This window comes from Roseibium sp. RKSG952 (assembly GCF_009711355.1).
In genome coordinates this window covers 56,007-75,967 of the sequence record NZ_SMMF01000931.1, presented here as the reverse complement: position 1 = coordinate 75,967, position 19,961 = coordinate 56,007, and the positions used below count along the sequence as shown (strand labels likewise).

The 19,961-nt window shown below is 55.0% G+C and carries 24 protein-coding genes and 1 tRNA gene; 15 read left to right on the top strand and 10 right to left on the bottom strand.

The window, feature by feature from the left end; translation table 11 throughout:
• Window positions 1–12 precede the first annotated feature (12 nt).
• From E1297_RS24900 to E1297_RS24870, 7 genes are all read right to left on the bottom strand, one after another.
• A complete protein-coding gene (locus E1297_RS24900) occupies window positions 13–786 on the bottom strand; it encodes an ABC transporter ATP-binding protein (RefSeq protein ID WP_155143198.1) in 774 nt (257 codons plus the stop codon).
• A complete protein-coding gene (locus E1297_RS24895; protein ID WP_155143197.1) occupies window positions 783–1,547 on the bottom strand; it encodes an ABC transporter ATP-binding protein in 765 nt (254 codons plus the stop codon). The genes E1297_RS24900 and E1297_RS24895 overlap by 4 nt, the downstream gene beginning before the upstream one ends.
• Complete coding sequence (locus tag E1297_RS24890) at window positions 1,544–2,641, bottom strand: branched-chain amino acid ABC transporter permease (protein ID WP_155143196.1); 1,098 nt, start codon at window positions 2,639–2,641, stop codon at window positions 1,544–1,546. Before E1297_RS24890 ends, E1297_RS24895 begins: the two co-directional genes overlap by 4 nt.
• 4 nt (window positions 2,642–2,645) lie before the next feature.
• The gene (locus tag E1297_RS24885) at window positions 2,646–3,521 is read right to left on the bottom strand and encodes a branched-chain amino acid ABC transporter permease (RefSeq protein ID WP_155143195.1); all 876 of its coding nucleotides are present in this window, start codon (window positions 3,519–3,521) and stop codon (window positions 2,646–2,648) included.
• Window positions 3,522–3,596: 75 nt separating this feature from the next.
• Window positions 3,597–4,625 carry a zinc-binding dehydrogenase gene (locus tag E1297_RS24880; RefSeq protein WP_155143194.1) on the bottom strand — a complete coding sequence of 343 codons (1,029 nt, stop codon included), beginning with the start codon at window positions 4,623–4,625 and terminating at the stop codon, window positions 3,597–3,599.
• 229 nt (window positions 4,626–4,854) lie between these two features.
• A complete protein-coding gene (locus E1297_RS24875) occupies window positions 4,855–5,442 on the bottom strand; it encodes a hypothetical protein (RefSeq protein WP_155143193.1) in 588 nt (195 codons plus the stop codon).
• Window positions 5,443–5,653: 211 nt separating this feature from the next.
• A tRNA-Ser gene (locus E1297_RS24870) sits at window positions 5,654–5,743 on the bottom strand.
• 123 nt (window positions 5,744–5,866) lie between these two features.
• Between E1297_RS24870 and E1297_RS24865 the strand changes: the two genes are divergently transcribed.
• The 10 genes from E1297_RS24865 to E1297_RS24820 all read left to right on the top strand — a co-directional run bounded on the left by E1297_RS24865 (window position 5,867) and on the right by E1297_RS24820 (window position 13,825).
• On the top strand, window positions 5,867–6,709 hold the full coding sequence (locus tag E1297_RS24865) for a DUF2059 domain-containing protein (protein WP_155143192.1): 843 nt from the start codon (window positions 5,867–5,869) through the stop codon (window positions 6,707–6,709).
• Window positions 6,709–7,518: a DUF2059 domain-containing protein gene (locus E1297_RS24860; RefSeq protein ID WP_155143202.1), complete on the top strand. Its 810-nt coding sequence runs from the start codon at window positions 6,709–6,711 to the stop codon at window positions 7,516–7,518. The genes E1297_RS24865 and E1297_RS24860 overlap by 1 nt, the downstream gene beginning before the upstream one ends.
• 207 nt (window positions 7,519–7,725) lie before the next feature.
• A complete protein-coding gene (locus E1297_RS24855) occupies window positions 7,726–8,346 on the top strand; it encodes a 50S ribosomal protein L21 (RefSeq protein WP_155143191.1) in 621 nt (206 codons plus the stop codon).
• 11 nt (window positions 8,347–8,357) lie between these two features.
• Complete coding sequence (rpmA, locus tag E1297_RS24850; RefSeq protein WP_050602452.1) at window positions 8,358–8,627, top strand: 50S ribosomal protein L27; 270 nt, start codon at window positions 8,358–8,360, stop codon at window positions 8,625–8,627.
• Between the two features lie 83 nt (window positions 8,628–8,710).
• On the top strand, window positions 8,711–9,211 hold the full coding sequence (locus E1297_RS24845) for a GNAT family N-acetyltransferase (RefSeq protein WP_196223402.1): 501 nt from the start codon (window positions 8,711–8,713) through the stop codon (window positions 9,209–9,211).
• Complete coding sequence (locus tag E1297_RS24840) at window positions 9,208–9,816, top strand: LysE family translocator (protein ID WP_155143189.1); 609 nt, start codon at window positions 9,208–9,210, stop codon at window positions 9,814–9,816. The genes E1297_RS24845 and E1297_RS24840 overlap by 4 nt, the downstream gene beginning before the upstream one ends.
• Window positions 9,813–10,349 carry a GNAT family N-acetyltransferase gene (locus tag E1297_RS24835; RefSeq protein ID WP_155143188.1) on the top strand — a complete coding sequence of 179 codons (537 nt, stop codon included), beginning with the start codon at window positions 9,813–9,815 and terminating at the stop codon, window positions 10,347–10,349. Before E1297_RS24840 ends, E1297_RS24835 begins: the two co-directional genes overlap by 4 nt.
• A 37-nt stretch (window positions 10,350–10,386) precedes the next feature.
• Window positions 10,387–11,421, top strand: a complete 1,035-nt coding sequence (obgE, locus tag E1297_RS24830; protein WP_155143187.1) for a GTPase ObgE — start codon at window positions 10,387–10,389, stop codon at window positions 11,419–11,421.
• Window positions 11,409–12,515, top strand: a complete 1,107-nt coding sequence (proB, locus tag E1297_RS24825; RefSeq protein ID WP_155143186.1) for a glutamate 5-kinase — start codon at window positions 11,409–11,411, stop codon at window positions 12,513–12,515. The genes obgE and proB overlap by 13 nt, the downstream gene beginning before the upstream one ends.
• Window positions 12,516–12,562: 47 nt before the next feature.
• A complete protein-coding gene (locus E1297_RS24820) occupies window positions 12,563–13,825 on the top strand; it encodes a glutamate-5-semialdehyde dehydrogenase (protein WP_155143185.1) in 1,263 nt (420 codons plus the stop codon).
• Here the strand turns inward: E1297_RS24820 and E1297_RS24815 are convergent.
• Entirely contained in the window at window positions 13,822–14,418 is a 597-nt protein-coding gene (locus tag E1297_RS24815; protein ID WP_155143184.1) for a histidine phosphotransferase family protein, read from the bottom strand. The two genes, E1297_RS24820 and E1297_RS24815, sit on opposite strands and share 4 nt — an antisense overlap.
• A gap of 46 nt (window positions 14,419–14,464) precedes the next feature.
• On the opposite strand from E1297_RS24815, the gene E1297_RS24810 reads away from it, so the two are divergent.
• The 5 genes from E1297_RS24810 to tsf all read left to right on the top strand — a co-directional run bounded on the left by E1297_RS24810 (window position 14,465) and on the right by tsf (window position 18,267).
• Window positions 14,465–14,647: a DUF3553 domain-containing protein gene (locus tag E1297_RS24810; protein WP_008756567.1), complete on the top strand. Its 183-nt coding sequence runs from the start codon at window positions 14,465–14,467 to the stop codon at window positions 14,645–14,647.
• A gap of 108 nt (window positions 14,648–14,755) precedes the next feature.
• Window positions 14,756–15,511, top strand: a complete 756-nt coding sequence (locus tag E1297_RS24805) for a GNAT family N-acetyltransferase (RefSeq protein WP_155143183.1) — start codon at window positions 14,756–14,758, stop codon at window positions 15,509–15,511.
• A gap of 4 nt (window positions 15,512–15,515) precedes the next feature.
• The gene (locus E1297_RS24800; protein ID WP_209015971.1) at window positions 15,516–16,352 is read left to right on the top strand and encodes a lysophospholipid acyltransferase family protein; all 837 of its coding nucleotides are present in this window, start codon (window positions 15,516–15,518) and stop codon (window positions 16,350–16,352) included.
• A gap of 168 nt (window positions 16,353–16,520) precedes the next feature.
• Window positions 16,521–17,315: a 30S ribosomal protein S2 gene (rpsB, locus tag E1297_RS24795; protein ID WP_155143182.1), complete on the top strand. Its 795-nt coding sequence runs from the start codon at window positions 16,521–16,523 to the stop codon at window positions 17,313–17,315.
• Between the two features lie 76 nt (window positions 17,316–17,391).
• Window positions 17,392–18,267: a translation elongation factor Ts gene (gene tsf, locus E1297_RS24790; protein ID WP_155143181.1), complete on the top strand. Its 876-nt coding sequence runs from the start codon at window positions 17,392–17,394 to the stop codon at window positions 18,265–18,267.
• A gap of 385 nt (window positions 18,268–18,652) precedes the next feature.
• On the opposite strand, the gene E1297_RS24785 is transcribed toward tsf, so the two are convergent.
• Both E1297_RS24785 and aroQ read right to left on the bottom strand, forming a co-directional pair.
• On the bottom strand, window positions 18,653–19,408 hold the full coding sequence (locus E1297_RS24785) for an autoinducer binding domain-containing protein (protein WP_155143180.1): 756 nt from the start codon (window positions 19,406–19,408) through the stop codon (window positions 18,653–18,655).
• Complete coding sequence (gene aroQ, locus E1297_RS24780; RefSeq protein WP_155143179.1) at window positions 19,405–19,854, bottom strand: type II 3-dehydroquinate dehydratase; 450 nt, start codon at window positions 19,852–19,854, stop codon at window positions 19,405–19,407. Before aroQ ends, E1297_RS24785 begins: the two co-directional genes overlap by 4 nt.
• Window positions 19,855–19,961 lie beyond the last annotated feature (107 nt).

Below are 19,961 nucleotides of genomic sequence, written 5' to 3'. Positions count from 1 at the left end.
TGTTCATTGTGCTCACCTCCACGTCTTTTTTCGCTTCCAGCGGCGGTTTTCTCTCGAGCCTTCTTCTTGAACACCGAGATAAAAGTTCTGGATGTCTTCGGACTGCATCAAGATATCCGCAGCCCCATCCATGACGATGCGACCGACCTCCATCACATAGCCATGGTGTGCCAGTGCCAGCGCTGCATTTGCATTCTGTTCAACAAGCATCATCGTCATGTTTTGCTCATGATTCAGGCGACTGAGAATGCCGAAAATTTCCTGCACCAGCAGGGGAGACAAACCAAGCGATGGTTCGTCCAGCAACATGATCCGTGGGTTTGCCATCAGGCCGCGACCAATGGCCAGCATCTGTTGCTGTCCACCTGACAGTGTTCCAGCCTCTTGATGGCGGCGTTCTTTGAGGATGGGGAAATAGCTGAAGACCAAATCCCGATCGTGTTCGATCTGGCCTTTGTCTGATGACGTGTACGCACCAAGGCTCAGGTTCTCGTTCACGGTCAGCAGGGGAAAGACCTCGCGACCTTCTGGAACATGTACGATGCCTTTTTGAACAACTTTGTGCGGTTCTGATCCCTGAATGTCCTCGCCATCAAAGTTGATGGTACCTTTTTCAGGATCCATTACGCCGGACACCGTTTTCATCAGCGTTGTCTTGCCAGCGCCATTTGCCCCAAGGATCGACACGATTTGCCCATCATGCACGTCCAGCGAAACCCCACGTATGGCCATGATGGGGCCATAGAAGCTTTCGATATTGCGGATTTTCAGAATGGGTTCGCTCATGATGCTTTACCCAGATAAGCTTCTACAACGGCCGGATGGGATTGAACTTCGGCAGGCGTTCCCAGAGCCAACTTGGCACCGTCGGCCATGGCAAGAACCCGGTCTGAAACCCCTGAAACCAACCCCATGTCATGCTCGACCATCAGGACGGTGATCCCCATCTGTCGCCGGATATCGTCGATCCACCACCGCATATCCGTGGTTTCTTCGACTGACAAACCCGAGGCGGGTTCATCAAGCAACAAAAGCTTGGGGTCAGTGGCCAGCGCGCGCGCGACTTCCACAACCTTGCGGACCCCGTAGGGCAGGCCTGAGATCATCTTGTCCCGGAAGGCCTGTAGGTCGAGAAAGTCGATGATTTCCTCAACCTTTTCTCTGTTCTCTATCTCCTGCCGACGAACCGATGGTGCAAACAGAATTTCAGAGATTAGGTTGGTCTTGCGATGGCGATGACGTCCGACCAGAAGGTTCTGTAAAACCGTGGCGTGTTCGAACAACTCAATGTTTTGGAACGTACGCGCAACTCCATAGGCGGCAACGCCCGAGGGTTTGACCACCAGTAGATCGTGCCCATCATATCTGATGGATCCCGCAAAAGGATCATAGAACCGCGAGATCAGGTTGAAGACAGTAGATTTGCCCGCACCGTTTGGCCCAACGATGGCGAACACCTCGCCTTCTTCAACCTCAAAAGACAGATCGTTCACTGCCGTCAGGCCACCGAATTTCAGAGTGACGTTTTCAAACTCCAGCAGACTCATCTCAGACGCTCCGTCTTTAGATACGACTTCTGCCGTCGGAACATGTCTTTGCGATAGAACGGGAACAGTTCAAACCAAGTACGGATCTTGAGCCAGCGACCGTAGATACCCATTGGTTCGAAAAGGATGAAGCCGATCAGGATCATACCGAAAATGCCGAACTCCAACCCCGGAATGGCGACTGTGCCGCCACCAACAATGGCACCGACATATTCTTTGGAGATCGAAAGGAACTGCGGCAGGAATCCAATCACGATGGCCCCAAGGAAAGCACCGTGGATCGAACCCAATCCGCCGATCACAATCATCATGAGTAGCTGGATCGAGATGACAACGCTGAACGTCTCGTTGTTGAATGCGCCGGCGTATAGACCCATCAAAGCGCCAGCCCAACCTGTGACTGCGCAGGACAATGCGAAAGAGATCATCTTGGTCCGCGCAATGTCCACGCCCATTGCCTGAGCAGACACTTCGGAATCGCGGACAGCGATGAAGCTGCGCCCTAGCGGTGCCCTCAGCAGATTGATGTACCCAAGAGTGACAAGAACAGTGATCGACAGCACCAGCCAGAAGAACTGATCCGGGGTCGCCCAGCGATCAACCAGATGACCGAATATCTCAACGCCACCGAGATACTTACCAGCAACTCCACCTGTAATGGGCTCTGCCAAAACGATTACGTCATCCATGAGAATGGATAGGGCAAGCGTAAAGATAGCAAGGTAAATACCGTGCAATCGTAGGGCAGGGACGGCGACTGTAACGCCGGCTATTCCGGTCAATACACCAGCCAGCGGGAATGCGATAAGAAACGGAACTCCTGCCTCGATCAGGATGACATTCGCGTAACAACCAAAGGCCAGAAAGGCAGCGTGCCCAAGACTGACTTGTCCGGTATGTCCGGTCAGAACCATAAGACCCAGCCCGGCAATCGCCCAGATCAGTACGTTGGTCAGTTCACCTAGATAGAACTCGTCCAGCCACCAAGGAGCGGCCGCAACCGCAGCCAACAGGAGCAGGTAAAGGCTCAGCTGATACCCGTCCTTCCAGGGACGGATATCCTGCATGTAATTGGTCTTGAATACTATGCGCATGTATCTAGACCTTTTTGACCCGAACCTGACTGAACAATCCGTGGGGACGGAAGATCAGGACAGCCAGCAATAGCGCGTAAGGGGCGATCTGACTGTAGCCGGCAGCGATATAGCGGCTGGCGAAGGGCTCAATCACACCAACAATCAATCCGCCGGCAAGTGCACCGGGAAGACTGCCGAACCCGCCGATTACCGCTGCGGCAAATGCCTTGATACCCAAAAGACCGGTTGTTGGGTCAACAGAGCCTTTAGCAGCAAACAGAATGCCAGCTATACCAGCAACCACCCCGGCCAAGGCCCAAATGAACCCCTGAACCCGCTTCACCGGGATGCCCATATAGTAGGCGGCAAGCTGGTTTTGCGACGCTCCCTGCATTGCAAGGCCCAGCTTTGTTTTGCTGAAGAAAACGTAGAGACCCCAGGTCAGAAGAACCGTGACCACGATGACCGCGACATCCTCCATCCCGAGGACAAGGCCGCCAAATCGCACTTCTTTTCCGGCAAGTGGATTTTGCAGTGTTTGGGGTTCGTGGCCCCAGATCAATCCGGCGACAAAACGAATAACAAAGCCCAAAGCGATAGTCAGAATAACAACGGCTGTCTGGCTCTCGCCAAAGAGGCGGCGGATGATCAGGCGATCAAGCAGATAGCCCAATGCACCCATGATCCCCAGTGATATTGGTAAAGCCAGCCAGAACGGCAGACCCATATATTCGGTGTTTGTCAGTCCGATCGTCACGAAGGCACCCAGCATCATGAAATCGCCCTGTGCGAAGTTCACTGCCTCGGTCGCCTTGTAGATCAGTACAAATCCCAGTGCGATAAGGCCATAAACACAGCCATTCGCCAGCCCGCTGATCAACAGCTGCGCATTATCCAAGCTCTCCTCCCTATACCGGTACGTCCGGCGTCATTTGCGCCCCGGTTCTCCTCCAAAAGCCGGGACGCTTTTCTACTATGGCGTGATAATTACCTTTCCGTCACTCTTTTTTAGTGCCGTCGCCAGATTTGGTACGACATCCTTGAGTGCAAGGCGTTCAGAAACATCAGTTTTCCAACGCCCGTCGGCAAATCTGGCCTGAACTTCTCCGACCACGCGCATTTGATCCGCAGGCGGGGTCGACATCATCCATTGCGTCAGCCAGAACCCTTCGATGCGTTTGTTCATGAAAATCAACTGACCCATTTGTGTCAGCTTCGGCAGCTCGGTGCTGAGCTTTCCGTAGCATACCCAGCGGGCAACGTTCGGCATGGCGCAGAACACCTGCTCGGATATCTGATCAGCCACGGCGTCCAGAAAAACGCGTGGCTTCAGTTCTGCGCTGACTTTGGCAAACTTTGACATCATGTCAGTATCGGTCGTGGCCAGAACCTCTGCCGCGCCCAATTCCTTAAGCGTCTCTGCCGTCTCAGCACGGCGAACCATCGCGATGGGATTCAATCCCAAATCCCGTCCCAAGCTGCACATCAGCTTACCCAACTGACTGGTGGCTGCGGACAGAACGAAGGCATTGCCCGCGCCTTGGGCGATATCGACCATTGCCATCGCGGTCAGGGGGTTCACGATTTGCGCCGCCCCGTCCTCGTCCGAGATTTCCGGGCGCAAAGGGATACACATCTGAGCTTGCGTCACGATGTATTCGGCCCAGGCGCCAGATCCTGCTGCCACAAACGCAACCCGCTGATCCTGTAGTGCTTCGGCACCGGTTCCGGTGGCGACCACATCACCGCAGCCTTCAAATCCTGCTGGCATTCCCTTGATGCGCGGCTGGCCGTATTCGCCTTTGATGAAATGAATATCGGATGGGTTAACCGACGCCGTGCGCAAACGGATGAGAACTTGTCCGGGGCCGGGCTTTGGCACCGGGATTTGCGCGGCTTCCAGCCAGTCAGCGGCGTTTTCAATCACAGGCCCCGTGGCCGTATTCGAATAGCCATCAAATTTTTGAATAACCGCGGACATTGATGAGGGGATAGGGGACATGAGTGCATCCTCGGCTTTGCAGTTGTTGCCGCGCGACAGAGAGGAAGAAGGCTGGTCACCCGTGTCGATGCAAGTATGATCGCACCCCTCCCCAGATATTTTCGCGGCAGAATTGATCCGAGCCAAACAAATGCGCCGCTCTGCGTCAATTATTCTGTCCCATAACGTAGCGGAACGGCCCCGAATAACAGAAGAGTTCGGGCCGGCGGATCACACCGGCCCGTAAAAGTTATTGCTGGATCAGCAAATTGCGAAGTTCCTGAATTTTCTCGACCACAGTGTCGGGTGCTGCTTTGATATCATCCAGGATCTTGATGGCCTGCGTTTTAATTTCTTGCGTCAGCGAGCTTTCCTGCACAGACGCGACCATCTTGTCATAGTCAAACTGCTGCGCAGTCAACATGCCGTCCTGAATCCAAGAGTTGAAAAGCTCCTGTCCTTGGCCAGTTAGGGCCGCAACCTGATCGCCTGCCTGATTGGCAAGGTCGGTTGCTGTGTCCGTGGCCTGATTGGCCAGATCTGTGGCAGTATCGCTTGCCTGATTTGCAAGATCTGTCGCAGCCTGACCTGCCTGTTCAGCGGCTGCATTTGCCTGATCGGCGATGCTGGATGCCGCTTCGCTTGCTTGTTCAGTCGCTGAATTGAGCGCATCACTGGCTGCTTCCTGCGCTGCGGATGCCGCTTCACCGACCGCATCGCTTGCATCTTCTGCAGCTGATTGAATTTTCTCGGCCGGTGTTTGTTCTGGTTGGTTTACATAATAGTAAGCGCCGATGCCGATCACGGCGATGACGACAATAAGGATTAGGCGGGACATGACGATCTCCTTTGGAATATGTGCCGCTGAGATGGAATAAAGCTATGTGACTTCAAAGGGGAAAACCCCGGAAACCTTTTCATATCCGGGATTTGAGCTATGCGACGCTGATCAGGCTGTATGATGGTGGCAACATCACGCCACTCGCCAAAATAGCGAGTTGAAATGCTGTGATTTCCAACACTTGAGTTGACATGCCAAGGTAAGCTTATGGCGGAGAGACAGGGATTCGAACCCTGGGTCGGCTTGCACCGACAACGGTTTTCGAGACCGCCCCGTTCGACCACTCCGGCACCTCTCCGCGGGGGTCTGTGAGGGGGGGATTTAGTGATGAACGCGCAGGGGTGCAAGCAGAAAATTCCTGAAATTCGCAATCGATGGATTTTCCATTGCCTGTCCTCGGAAAAGGCCTAGGCTGAAGCCTATGACATACAGCATCCGCTACATGATTTTCTGCCTGGTTGTGCCGATGGTGGCACTCGTTTCAAACCCAATGCCGGTTGAGGCCGCAAGCCGGGACCGAATTGAGGCCTTTTTGACTACGACAGGGTTTGATGTCGCCCTCGAGAGTATTGCGCTCGCTTCTGCCTCGGCTCCGCAAATGCTGGGCATCGACCCTGATGGTTTCGGGGCCGATTGGACGCGCTTAACCGAAGAAGTTTTCGATACCGAGGAGATGCATGAAACTGCTGTATCGATTCTCGAGCAGACACTTCGCGACGAAGCGCTAAACCATGCCGTCGAGTTTTACGCCTCAGATCTTGGACAACGATTGGTCGAGGCGGAAAATGCCTCGCATATGGTCGAAGATGATGACGCGAAACAGCTTGAAGGGCAGGAAATCATCTCGGATCTCGTCAGATCAGGATCAGATCGTGTCGAAGGCCTGAAGAGGATGAACCGCGCAATCGATTCAAGCGATACGTCGCTGCGCGCGTTACAGGAAATTCAACTGAGGTTCCTTCTGGCCGCAAGTGCTTCGGGTGTCATAGATCTGCAATTCAGCGGGGATGAACTTCGTGAGGTGTTGCGAAGGAACGAGGCTCAGATGCGTCAGTCGATCCAGCTTTCAGCTTTGGTCGGCGCAGCTTACACCTATCAGGACTTCTCGGACACGGATATTGACGCCTATGCTGATGCGCTTGAGCAGCCATTGATGCAGGAAGTTTATGAACTTCTGAATGCCATTCAGTACGAAATCATGGCGATGCGGTTCGAGGTTCTTGCCGCCAGAATGGCGGAACTGCGTCCGGCACAAGATATATGATGCGTCTGATCGCAACCTTTGCCTCTGTCATCCTGCTATGGGCCGCGCCCGTTTCGGCCAGTGAATATGTTGAACGACTGGCCACAGCGATGCAGTTGGATCAGGTCGTTGAGATTTTCCGCGAAGAAGGGCTGACTCAGGGACGCGAGCTGGATGAGATGCTTCTAAGCGGGGCCGGCGGGACGTTCTTTCATGCGCAGGTTGATGATACATTTGACCCAACCTGGATGCGATCGAAGATAACCGATGCTCTTGATGCAAGGATGAATGACAAGCAGCTTGAACAGGCAGCGATCTTTTTCGAAAGCGATTTGGGCAAGACTATCGTCGCATTGGAAAACTCGGCACGCCGTGCCTTTTCGGATGAGGCGGTCGAGGAAATGGCTCAGTCATCATACGAAGATATGGACAGACAGTCTGAGTTCTTTCGGCTTATTGAAGAATACATCGAGATCAACGATCTAATCGAGCGCAACGTACAGGGTTCTTTCAGTTCCGATTACAGGTTCTTCCGCGGTATCATGGACGGGCAGGGGATCGTTGGTGATGATGGCGAGATGCTGGCCGAGCTTCTTGCGCAGAAAGACGAGACCGAAACTGTGACCCGCAATTGGTTATATTCGTTCTTGTTGCTGGCGTATCGGCCGCTGAACGAAGCCCAAATGCGGGAAAACATCGCTTTTTCCAGAACCGATGCAGGGCGGGCATTGAACGACGCCCTGTTCATTGGTCTTGACGAGATGTTTAACGAGACTTCATACCAGCTTGGAATGGCTGTTGGGCGTGTTGTTGGGGCATCCGAATTGTGATGCCGGTTCTGGGTTGACTTTCCACCCGAATATTTAGATAAGCGCGCATCCCGGCCGGAATCTCCGCGCCGGGTCTCGTTATTATTTGACCTATGGGGTTCGCTCCAGGGTCGTCACACAGCCCGAAAAGGGCGCGCTGTTCGAGGTGGCCTAGGCCAAAACACCCGATTGGGGACCACAGAACGCGGGTATGAAAAGGAAAGACGCATGTTTGCGGTCCTCAAGACTGGCGGCAAGCAGTACAAGGTTCAGGCGGGTGATATCCTCCGCGTTGAAAAACTGGCTGCCGACGCAGGTGAAACTGTTCAATTCAACGACGTTCTGATGCTGGGCGGTGATGCTCCGGTTGTTGGTTCACCTTTCGTCGAAGGCGCAGGCGTACAGGCCGAAGTGATCGAACAGATCAAAGGTGACAAGGTCATCAAATTCGTCAAGCGCCGTCGTAAGCACAGCTCGAAGCGTACCGTTGGCCACCGTCAGAAACTGACTCTGGTCAAAATCACCGACATCCTGTCGTCGGGCGCTGACAAGTCAGGCATCAAAGCTGCAACCGGTTCGGCTCCGGCTGGCGAAGCTGCTCCGGCGGCTAAAAAGCCTGCTGCGAAAAAAGCTGAAGCCAAGGCAGAGGCACCTGCCGCTGCTGCTGCCGCTGATGATCTGACCAAGCTGAACGGTGTCGGCCCTGCCGCTGCCAAAAAGCTGGCCGAAGCCGGTATCGAGAGCTTTGCTGCTCTGGCCGCCTTGTCGGACGAGCAGATTGCTGCTATCGAAACGGTCAAAGTGAAACCCGAGTGGGTTGAGCAGGCCAAAGAGCTGGCCAAAGGCTAAGGAGAGAGAGAATGGCACATAAAAAAGCTGGCGGTTCCTCCCGTAACGGTCGCGACTCAGCTGGTCGCCGCCTTGGCGTGAAACTGTATGGTGGCCAGGCAGCCATCGCAGGTAACATCATCGTACGTCAGCGCGGCACCAAGTTCTGGCCGGGCGAAGGCGTAGGCATTGGCAAAGACCACACGATCTTTGCAACTGTCGATGGCGCCGTGAAGTTCCACAAGGGACTCAAAAACCGCACCTTTATTTCGGTCCTGCCAGTGGCGGAGGCCGCAGAGTAAGCCGAAACCCAGAGGTTTAAGAAAAATTCATGGGGGACCGGCACAAAGTGCCGGTCCCCTTTCTCGTTTTCAGGAGTGGTCTTATGACCGAAGTGATCAAAACAGAGCGTCTTGTCCTGCGTCGGTTCCGGCGTGAGGATTCGTCGCGTCTGGTCACACTTCTGAACGACCTTGAGGTGGCGCGGTGGCTGACAGTAGTACCGCACCCTTACGGGGACACGCATTCGGCAGAATTCATCGACATCATGGCCAATGAGCACGATGCCTTTGCCATTACTAAAGACGACGCTTTGGTCGGCTGCATCTCAACCGGTTCCCAGTTGGGCTATTGGGTCGAGAAAGGATCGTGGGGGCGGGGCTTCGTCACCGAGGCCTGCCGTGCGATGATTGCACGGTTCTTTCGGTCCGATCGGTCCGAGCTCACGTCTGGTTATCACCTGGGCAATGAGCGGTCCAAGGCCGTTCTAACGAAGCTAGGGTTCAAGCCCGACGGCCAACACGCAGCGACGGTACGTTCGACAAACGAAGATGTGACCATTCAGGACGTGCTTTTGACACGCAGGGATTGGGAGGCGCAGCAATGACAGTCGCCACAACCAGCTTCCTGATTTTCGCTGCAAGTCAGGTCGGCACGCCAGGTCCTGCCAACATGGTTCTATTGGGCACAGGTGCGCGGTATGGGTTCCAAGCCGCGCTGCCGTTTGTGGCTGGTGTCATCTTGGGCAAACAGCTGATCATCTGGCCGGTAGGTTTTGGTCTGCTTCAGCTCGCGGATCAGGCGCCGATGGTCTTTACGGTCCTGAAATACGCCTCAGCGGCGTATATCTGCTGGCTGGCCTGGAAGATCGCCAATCTGCGCCTTTCACGCAGTGAGACCACCGGAGAAGTGCCTGGTTTTTGGGCGGGTTTGATTGTTCATCCCCTTAATCCAAAGGCTTGGGCCATGATCATTGCCGGGTTTACCGGGTTCGTTGCGGCTGGCACGCCCACCTTTAACGCAACGTTCACGATCGCTCTCTGTTTATTGTTTTGTCAGGTGATTTTACACCCGATCTGGACATTTGCCGGAGATAGAATTGCCCACGTGGTTGAAGGTCGACCCGCGGAAAAATATCTGATGTGGACGTTAGCGAGTCTCACTGTTGCGTCCGTACTTTTTGTGTTGTTCGGAGGAGGAACGCACTCATGAAACTTGAGACAATAATAAATCAGCCGGTCATAGAAACCGAGCGGTTCGATCTGCGCCCACTGCGCCGTTCGGATATGGGTCTCATCGAGCATTATGCAGGCGATGAGCGTGTTGCACGCATGACCACAACCATTCCGCATCCGCTACCGCCCGGTTCGACCGAGGCTTTTGTAACGCGTGCGATGTCGGAAGAGCGGGAAGAGGACGTTTGGGCCATGGATGCCACCAAGGATGGTGGACCAGAGCTGATTGGCCTGATCTCGCTTCAGGGTCTCGACCGCAATCAGTCCGAAGTGGGCTATTGGGTCGCTCCGCTCTATTGGAATACCGGTATTGCTTCACTGGCAGTCGAAGCGTTGGTTCTGGCCAACCCGCTGGAAAACTCGAACATGTTCGCCAGCGTGTTTCAGGACAATCCGGCGTCGGCCCGGGTGCTGACTCATTGCGGGTTTGAATACCTTGGTGATGCCGAAAGCTATTCGGTGGCGCGCGATGCAAATGTGCCCACCTGGACGTACAGTAAAAAACTCTGACTTGTGGCCGATGGGGCCTTTGCATTAGGGGACAGTCATGAAATTTCTCGATCTTGCAAAGGTCTACATCCGGTCCGGGGCCGGCGGTGGCGGGTGCGTCAGCTTTCGGCGCGAAAAGTACATTGAATACGGCGGTCCCGACGGCGGCGACGGCGGTAAGGGCGGGTCCGTCTGGGCCGAAGTTGTGGATGGGCTGAACACCCTTATCGACTTCCGTTATCAGCAACACTTCTTTGCCAAGAATGGCCAACCCGGTCGTGGTCAGCAACGTACTGGCAAGGATGGTGATGACATCGTCCTGCGTGTACCCGTCGGCACCGAAATCCTTGATGAGGACGAGGAAACCGTCATTTGTGACCTGACCGAGGTCGGTCAACGTGTTCTGCTGGCCAAAGGTGGAAATGGCGGCTTCGGCAACCTGCATTTCAAATCGGCCACCAACCAGGCACCACGCCGCGCCAATCCCGGACAGGGCGGCATCGATCGCACCATCTGGCTGCGACTTAAGCTGATTGCCGATGTGGGTCTGCTGGGTATGCCAAATGCCGGCAAATCAACCTTCCTCGCCGCAACTTCCAACGCGCGTCCGAAGATTGCCGATTATCCGTTTACAACTCTGCACCCAAACTTAGGTGTTGTAGGTGTCGATAACGTCGAATTTGTAGTGGCCGACATTCCCGGCTTGATCGAAGGCGCACACGAAGGGCGCGGCATTGGTGACCGCTTCCTGGGTCATGTCGAACGCTGTGCCGTTCTGCTGCATCTGGTTGATGGCACCTCTGAAACCGTGGCTGAAGACTATCGAACAATCATTCATGAGCTGGAAGCTTATGGTGGTGAGTTGGCGGAGAAACCGCGGATCACGGTATTGAATAAAGTTGATGCTTTGGATGGAGAAGAGCTCGAACTCGCCAAGACTGAGCTGGAAGAAGCTGTCGGTGGCCCTGTCATGACGATGTCTGGTGTAGCTCATCTGGGCGTCACTGAAGTATTGCGTGCTCTGCGCGCGGAAATTGATGAAAATCGCCTGCGGCAAAAGCCCACTGAGGAGGCGCAGTCTTGGCAACCCTAAGCACTGCTAAACGCCTGGTTGTCAAAATCGGGTCTGCACTGCTTGTAGACCGCGAAACGGGATTGCTGCGCTCAGACTGGTTGCATTCACTGGCGCAGGACGTTGCTTGGCTCAAGGGGCAGGGAACGGATGTTATCCTGGTATCGTCAGGCTCAATCGCCCTTGGGCGTGGGGTTCTTGGGTTGCCTTTGGCAAATCTGCCGCTCGAGCAGTCTCAGGCCGCTGCCGCCGTAGGTCAGATCAAGCTGGCGCGTGCCTATGAAGAGGCGCTTGCCCCGCATGAGATCAAAACGGCCCAGGTATTGGTAACGCTTGAGGACAGTGCAGACCGGAGGCGGTACCTGAACTCTCGCGCCACCTTGGAAACTCTGCTGAGTCTTGGCGTTGTGCCGATCGTTAATGAAAACGACACAGTTGCGACGGACGAGATCCGATATGGCGATAATGATCGTCTGGCGGCACAGATCGCGGTGACAGTGGGTGCTGATCAATTGATCCTTCTGTCGGATGTGGATGGGTTCTATTCCGGCAATCCTAACGAAGATCCCACCGCCACGCGCTACGATGTGATTGACCAGATCACGCCCGAGATCGAAGCGATGGCCGGTGATGCCGGTTCTGGATTGTCCAAAGGTGGCATGAAAACCAAATTGCTGGCTGGTAAGATGGCTATTGCCGCCGGTTGCGATATGGCGATCACTGAAGGATCCCCGCTGAACCCTCTGAAAACGCTTGAAAATGGCGCGAGCTGCACCTGGTTTACCGCAACGCTTGATCCGCATGCGGCCCGCAAGCGCTGGATTTCTGCTATGAAGCCACGTGGAGAAATCACCGTAGATGAAGGTGCTGCGCGGGCACTTGCGAATGGTAAGAGCTTGCTACCCGCTGGTATCGTCGAAGTGACCGGCGATTTCGGGCGCGGTGATCCGGTAGCGATATTAGATCCCGATGCTCGGCGGCTGGCACAAGGTCTCAGCCGTTATACTGCACAAGAAGCCGATGCCATCAAAGGGCGCAAATCCTCGGAAATCGAGGCCACATTGGGTTATCCGGGCAGGGCTGCTTTGGTTCATCGTGACGATCTGGCTCTGTAAAAACGCGAACTACAAATTAGAATACTCCGACCTGAAAGGCACATAAAATGAAGGATTTCGACAACATCCCCGCCCTGATGGCCGATCTTGGAAAACGTGCGAAAGAGGCGTCCAAAGACCTTGGTTTTGCCACCGCTGAACGCAAACACGCCGCTCTGATCGCTGCAGCGGACGCAGTTTGGAAGAACCGCGCGAAGATTATAGAAGCCAATCAGAAGGATCTGGAATTTGGCCGCGAAAAGGGTTTGAGCCCGGCGATGATGGATCGCCTGATGCTGGACGAGGCCCGTATTCAGGGCATGGTTGATGGCTTGCGTACCGTTGCCGAGCAGACTGATCCGGTTGGTGAGGTTCTTTCGGAATGGGATATGCCGACGGGTCTGAACATCCAGCGCGTTCGAACACCGCTGGGCGTTATCGGAGTGATTTACGAAAGCCGACCGAACGTGACTGCTGATGCAGGCGCGCTTTGTCTGAAATCTGGAAATGCTGTGATCCTGCGGGGCGGGTCCGAGAGCTTCCATTCCTCAACCGCTATCCATGCCTGCTTGGTCGAGGGGCTGAAGGCCGCAAACCTGCCTGAAGATGCAATTCAATTGGTACCCACACGGGACCGCGCGGCAGTTCAGGAATTGCTGACCATGACTGACTATGTGGACGTCATTGTACCGCGCGGCGGTAAAGGGCTGGTTGGGTTAGTCCAGCGCGAGGCCCGAGTGCCGGTATTTGCCCACCTCGAGGGCATCGTGCACATCTATATCGACAAAGCTGCTGATCCTCAGAAAACGCTGGACGTCGTACTTAACGCCAAGACCCGTCGCACAGGCATCTGTGGCGCAGCCGAATGTCTGCTGATCCATCAGGACGTTGCAAAGACGCTTGGGAAAGATGTCATCGCAGCACTTCTGGCAGCGGGTGTGGAAGTTCACGCAGAAGGCGTTTTGGCGATTGATGGCACCGTGGCAGCTTCGGGCGAAGATTGGGGCAAAGAGTTTCTCGACAGCATCATTGCTGCAAAACCAGTTGCTGATATCGACGCTGCGATCTCGCATATCCGCGAGTTTGGCTCGAACCACACAGACTGTATCATGACCGAAGACGCCGAGGCGGCCGCGCGGTTCTTTGAACGTCTCGACAGTGCCATTCTGATGCACAACGCTTCGACCCAGTTCGCCGATGGTGGAGAGTTCGGCATGGGGGCTGAAATCGGGATCGCCACTGGCAAGATGCATGCCCGTGGCCCAGTTGGTGCAGCTCAATTGACCAGTTTCAAGTATCTGGTTCGCGGAAACGGAACGACCCGTAGCTAGAACTTGATCACGACGCGGGTTGAGGTGGTTTCCACCGCGACCCGCCGCCCCAGAATCCCGGCTGTTTCAGGCAGCAACGCGAATTGCACCTGAGCCGGGGTGATCTTGTTTGGAAAGCGGCCGGTTGTGACATTCTTCCATAGATCACCATCAATATTCAGCTTGTCGCCCGAACCCATTACCTGCCACTGGTCGCCCTGGACGGTGATTTCAACCTCTCCGCCCATGGGCATTGCACTTTCGCAGCACATCATTGCGAGAAAGGCCAGCTTTACCTGATTGCGCGGGATGGCCTCGCTTGGTGCCCAATGGACGCGCACCCGGCCAGCGCGTTCGATATCCTTGTGCAATTCGGCGATTTCAGCACGTCCCAATGGGTGATCGCTGGCCGAGCCAAAGGCCACCCGAAAGAACCGGATCCGCGCGCCTGCACTACCAACGCTGCCTGATATCAGTTCCATCTCGGGGCCCTGTACGGCACCGACCATATCCAACAGCTCCAACCCATTGGTGATCGCCCCGATGGGGCTGATCAGATCGTGACAGATCCGAGAGCCGATTAACTCGGCCAGGTTGACGTTGGTGTCGCCCATGCGTACCTCCTGATACATCTGCCTATTGCCGGACCGGAGCCTCTGCATGACAGATTTGAATGCCATTCTTGCACCGGGCATGTATGTCCGTCACCCGGATTTCCCCGACTGGGGTGTTGGACAGGTTCAGTCCAACATCGCGGGCAAAATCACCGTAAATTTCCGCGAGCAGGGGAAGGTGGTGATTGACGGAACACGCATCGCTCTGATGCCGGTCTTTGATCCGTGAAACTGGTTTAAGAAAAGTTAACGGGAATAGCCAGTCGCGCACTTGTTGCCTTCGGTCGAAGAACTGGGGTATCAGCCGCCGTAGCAACAAAGGACCGATACGCCTGTCATGCCGGACGCTGGCCCCTCATTCACGATCAAACTGGCTGAAACCGAAAAAGAAATGCGCGCTGCGCAGCGGTTACGCTATGACGTTTTTGTTCGTGAACTTGGTGGCGGCGGTGAGATGGTCGACCATGAGGCTGGGCTGGAGCAGGACCGTTTCGATCCCTATTTCGATCACATGCTGGCCTATGACGATGCAACGGGCGAGGTGGTCGGCGTCTACAGGCTGTTGCCGAGTGATCGCGCTGCCGAGCTTGGGCAATTCTACTCCGAAGATGAATATGACCTGACCATACTCAAGCAAAGCGGTCGCAAGCTGTTGGAACTAGGTCGGTCTTGCCTGCATCCGGACTATCGGGGTGGAACGGCCATGTATCACCTCTGGAACGGTCTTGCTGGCTACGTTGCCGAGCGAGGAATTGAGGTTCTGTTTGGGGTTGCCAGTTTTCACGGAACGGATGTTCAGGAATTAGAGCAACCACTTTCGATGTTGCACCACAACCATCTGGCGCCACCGGATCTGAGGGTGCGGGCTCAACCGAATGTGTTTCAGACTATGGATCTTGTCGCTCCCGAAGCGCTGGACCGACGCGCGGCAATGGTTCAGGTTCCCGCGCTGATCAAAGCCTATCTTAGGCTTGGTGGCTTTGTGGGCGAGGGGGCTTTCATTGATCACGCCTTCAATACCACGGATGTGTGCCTGATCCTGGATACAGCCCGTATGAATGAACGCCAAAAACGCATCTATGGCGGAGCCTAAACAGGTGAACGATCCACTCTGGAACAGTGAAGACGCCCCCGATCCAATCGAACTGGGTATTTTGGGCTGGCTGCTTGTAATCCTGCGCGGCGTGCCACTGGCACTGCTCGTATTTGGTGGCCTGATCGTGCTGCTGACCATCCGCCTTGTTGAACTGCCTCTGTTTGGGGTGAAGCGCCCGATAACGCCGTTTGTCACCCAATTTGTTTGCCGCAATGCCTTCCGAATTCTCGGAATCGGTTTTCAAAGTTCGGGCGAATTGATGAGGGAACGAGGTGCGGTCGTGGCAAACCACACTTCGTGGTTGGACATTTTCGCTTTGAACGCACGCAAACGCGTCTACTTTGTCTCCAAAGCAGAGGTGGCGAAATGGCCAGTCATCGGTTGGCTTGCACGCGCCACGGGTACCGTTTTCATAGAACGAGATCGCAAGAAAGCGCGTGAGCAAACCCAGATTTTCGAAGAACGCCTCAAAGCAGGACACAAGTTGTTGTTCTTTCCCGAAGGCACATCGACCGATGGTTTGCGGGTTTTGCCTTTTAAAACAACGCTTTTTGCTGCGTTCTTCTCAGACGAGCTGCGCGATTTCATGTTCGTCCAGCCAGTATCGGTAGTGTTTCACGCCCCAATCGGACAACCCGATCGCTTCTATGGCTGGTGGGGCGACATGGATTTTGGACCTCATCTGCTCAAGACGCTCGGCGCGCGGCGGCAAGGTACTGTCGAACTGATCTATCACTCTCCGGCCCGGGTTTGCGACTTTGAAAATCGCAAGGCACTGGCTGCGCATTGTGAAGAGGCCGTGCGCCACGCGCACAGCTTGGCGCGGCTTGAAAAATAAGGGCGATTGGCCCTTGCGCTATATCCAAAGCTGCCGTATACGCGCGCCATTCAAACCCGCAGGCGGGGTTTGGGCTTTTTGAGGGAGACATCCTCATCAAGACCGCCGGTTGGAGCATCCGCTTCTTTCACCCCCGCCCAGGCGTAAACCGGAAAAGGAAAACATAGCATGGCTCTTCCCGAGTTCTCCATGCGTCAGCTGCTGGAAGCTGGCGTTCACTTTGGTCACCAGACACAGCGTTGGAATCCCCGCATGGGCCCGTTCATTTACGGCTCGCGCAATGGCATCCACATCATGGACCTGACCCAGACCGTTCCGATGCTGGACCAGGCTCTGCAGGCCGTTCGTGACACCGTCGCTAAAGGTGGCCGCGTTCTGTTCGTTGGTACCAAGCGTCAGGCCGCTGGTCCGATCGCTGAAGCGGCTGAAAAGTCGGCTCAGTACTACATGAACCACCGCTGGCTGGGCGGCACGCTGACCAACTGGAAAACCGTTTCCCAGTCGATCAACCGTCTGAACCAGATCGACGAAGCCATGGAATCGGGCGCCGAAGGCCTGACCAAGAAAGAGCGTCTGGGCATGGAGCGTGACCAGAGCAAACTGCAGGCTTCGCTTGGCGGTATCCGCGAAATGGGCGGCGTTCCTGATCTGCTGTTCGTCATCGACGTCAAAAAAGAAGCGCTGGCCATCGCCGAAGCCAACAAGCTGGGTATCCCGGTTGTGGCTGTTGTCGACACCAACTGCTCGCCCGACGGCGTTGACTACATCATCCCCGGCAACGACGACGCAGCTCGCGCAATCTCGCTGTACTGTGACTTGGCCGCACGTGCCGCTCTGGACGGTATGACCGCTCAGATGGGCGCTGCAGGCGTTGACCTGGGTGCCTTCGAAGAAGCACCGGTCGAAGAAGCCGTTGCAGAAGAAGAAGCCCCCGCAAAAGCAGAAACTCCTGCCGAAGCGTAAGCTGCCCGTCACGTAAATGACATATGGGGCAGGGTAGACCTGCCCCAATTCCGTTTGAATTGAGGAGAGCCAAAAGATGGCAATCACAGCAGCAATGGTTAAAGAACTGCGCGACTCGACCGGCGCAGGCATGATGGACGCGAAAAAAGCGCTGACCGAAACCGAAGGCAACATGGACGAAGCCGTTGATTGGCTGCGCACCAAAGGTCTGGCCAAAGCGGCCAAGAAATCGGGCCGTACCGCAGCTGAAGGTCTGGTTGCAGTCCACGTCGACGGTGGCAACGGTGTTGCTGTTGAAGTGAACTCGGAAACCGACTTCGTTGCGAAAAACTCTGAGTTTCAGGAAATGGTCGGCAAGATCGCATACGCAGCTGAAGGCGTCGACGATGTCGAAGCTCTGCTGGCGGCCGATCTGGGCGGCAAGAGCGTTGCTGATACCCTGACCGACAAAATCGCCACCATCGGTGAAAACATGTCGGTTCGCCGCATGGCCAAACTGTCGGGCGACACCGTTGTGTCCTACGTCCACAACGCAGCCACCAATGGCATGGGTAAAATTGGCGTTCTGGTTGCTCTGTCGGGTGGTGATGAAACCATCGGCAAGCAGGTTGCGATGCACATCGCAGCTGTGAACCCTGCTGCTCTGTCCGAAGCGGATATGGATCCGGCTGTTGTCGAAAAAGAGAAGCAGGTCCAGATGGACATCGCCCGCGAATCCGGCAAGCCGGAGCAGGTGATCGAAAAGATGATCGAAGGCCGTATGAAAAAATTCGTTGCGGAATCGACACTGCTGAACCAGTCGTTTGTTGTGAACCCTGACCTGACCGTCGAAGCGGCGGCCAAAGAGGCGGGCGCAACCATCACCGGTTTCGTCCGTCTGGAAGTTGGCGAAGGCATCGTAGTCGAAAAAGAAGACTTCGCAGCCGAAGTTGCCAAGGCAGCTCAGGGCTAAGCCCGCGATTTCACGGGCGACCGTGATCAAAAAAGAGCCGGTTACGCCCAAGCGTAGCCGGCTTTTTTATGTCGAGGGAAAAGCCTGAACAAAAAAAGCGCCCAAAAGGCGCAGCTTGAGAACAATCATAATTTGGATTGAGGGGCCCCGCATGATGGGGATGGTCGAGGCCCCCCAAAATTTCCGACACAGGTACGCGGACGAATAGGCGCCCCTTTGTCAGAGCGATCGGAGAGCTTTGGAATTGCAAAGATCCGACCAAATGTTCCCTGGCTAAAGCCACCACTCACGGAACAGTATCACTTTGCAATTTTACGCCCAGATTCGAAAAGTCATGATTTCCTTACCTAAGGTAAATTGACGCGGATTAGCGCCGATTTTACTCTCAGGCTTCCATGACGAATATCTGGTTCTGAAGCGATGCCTTCAGCACAGCCTGAGCCGTTGTTTCGACTGACAGAGCCTCACGAGCGAGGCGAAGGTGCTTTTCAACTGTGGCCGATGTGAGCCCCATCAACAGGGCGATATCCTGCGTGGTCTTACCATCACCAACCCATTGCAGTGCTTCTTTCTGACGTTTTGTCAAAGCGCGATTGGGCGCGTTATAGGGCAGGGTCAGAATCTTGAGATGCACGACATTGTTCATAAGCAGGATGTCGTCACCATGCTCCTCCCAGAGCGCATCCAGATCATCCTGCGTTCGGCCACTACTGTCCGACAGTGAGATCGCACCCTTTGAACGTACCGAGACCGAGTTGAAGCTGACGGTATAGCCGACGGTAACGCCTTTGGACTTGTTGTAATCAAAAACTTTGCGTTCAGCTGGTGTCATTACACCGCTGGACATCATCTCATGGATCATGCTCCAGCTGGCAGCACCTTCGTGGTTTAACGCCCATTTCAACATCGGAGCGTTAAAGTATAGGCCATCTTTCAGGAAACCCTCCAGATACCCTTCGCCATGATTGGTCAGTATCACAAAGTCTTCGGGATCACCCAGCGACGTTTCTGTCCGGTACTGTGTATAGCCGTAGAGCAGGCGGTCGAAACCGTATCCTGCCATCTGACGACAATGCCCATCCCAAAGCTCTTCAAGCGTCGTGGAATAACTTACGAAGTTCAGATATTCATGAAGGTTCATCCGCTGCCCCCATCACTTAGATGAGCTGCCAACGCATCAAGGGCCAGCACATACCCCTTGGCCCCAAAGCCACAGATCTGTCCGATGGCTACTGGTGCGATGTAGGATTTGTGGCGAAATGCTTCGCGCGCGTGGATGTTGGAAAGATGAACTTCAACAACCGGCACTTCGGCTGAAGAAATAGCATCCATCAGCGCCACAGATGTATGCGTGAAAGCTCCGGCATTCAGCACGATCCCGGCCTGCACACCACGAGCGGCATGTATCGCATCGATCAATGCGCCTTCGTGATTTGACTGCATATGCGATACAGTAAGCCCAATCGAGTTGCCGTGCGAAACGCACAGGTCTTCGATCATCTTGAGTGTCGTGTGGCCATAAACCTCAGGCTGCCGCGTTCCTAGCAGGTTGAGATTCGGGCCATTCAAAACCAGAACGTTGTGCATTATCTCACTATCCCCATACTTTCTCTTAAACGCGAAAAGGTGGGGCTGTCCACCAGCATTGCTCTTATGAGGCGAGCATTGGTGAATCTCTGTGACCAGTCTTGTCG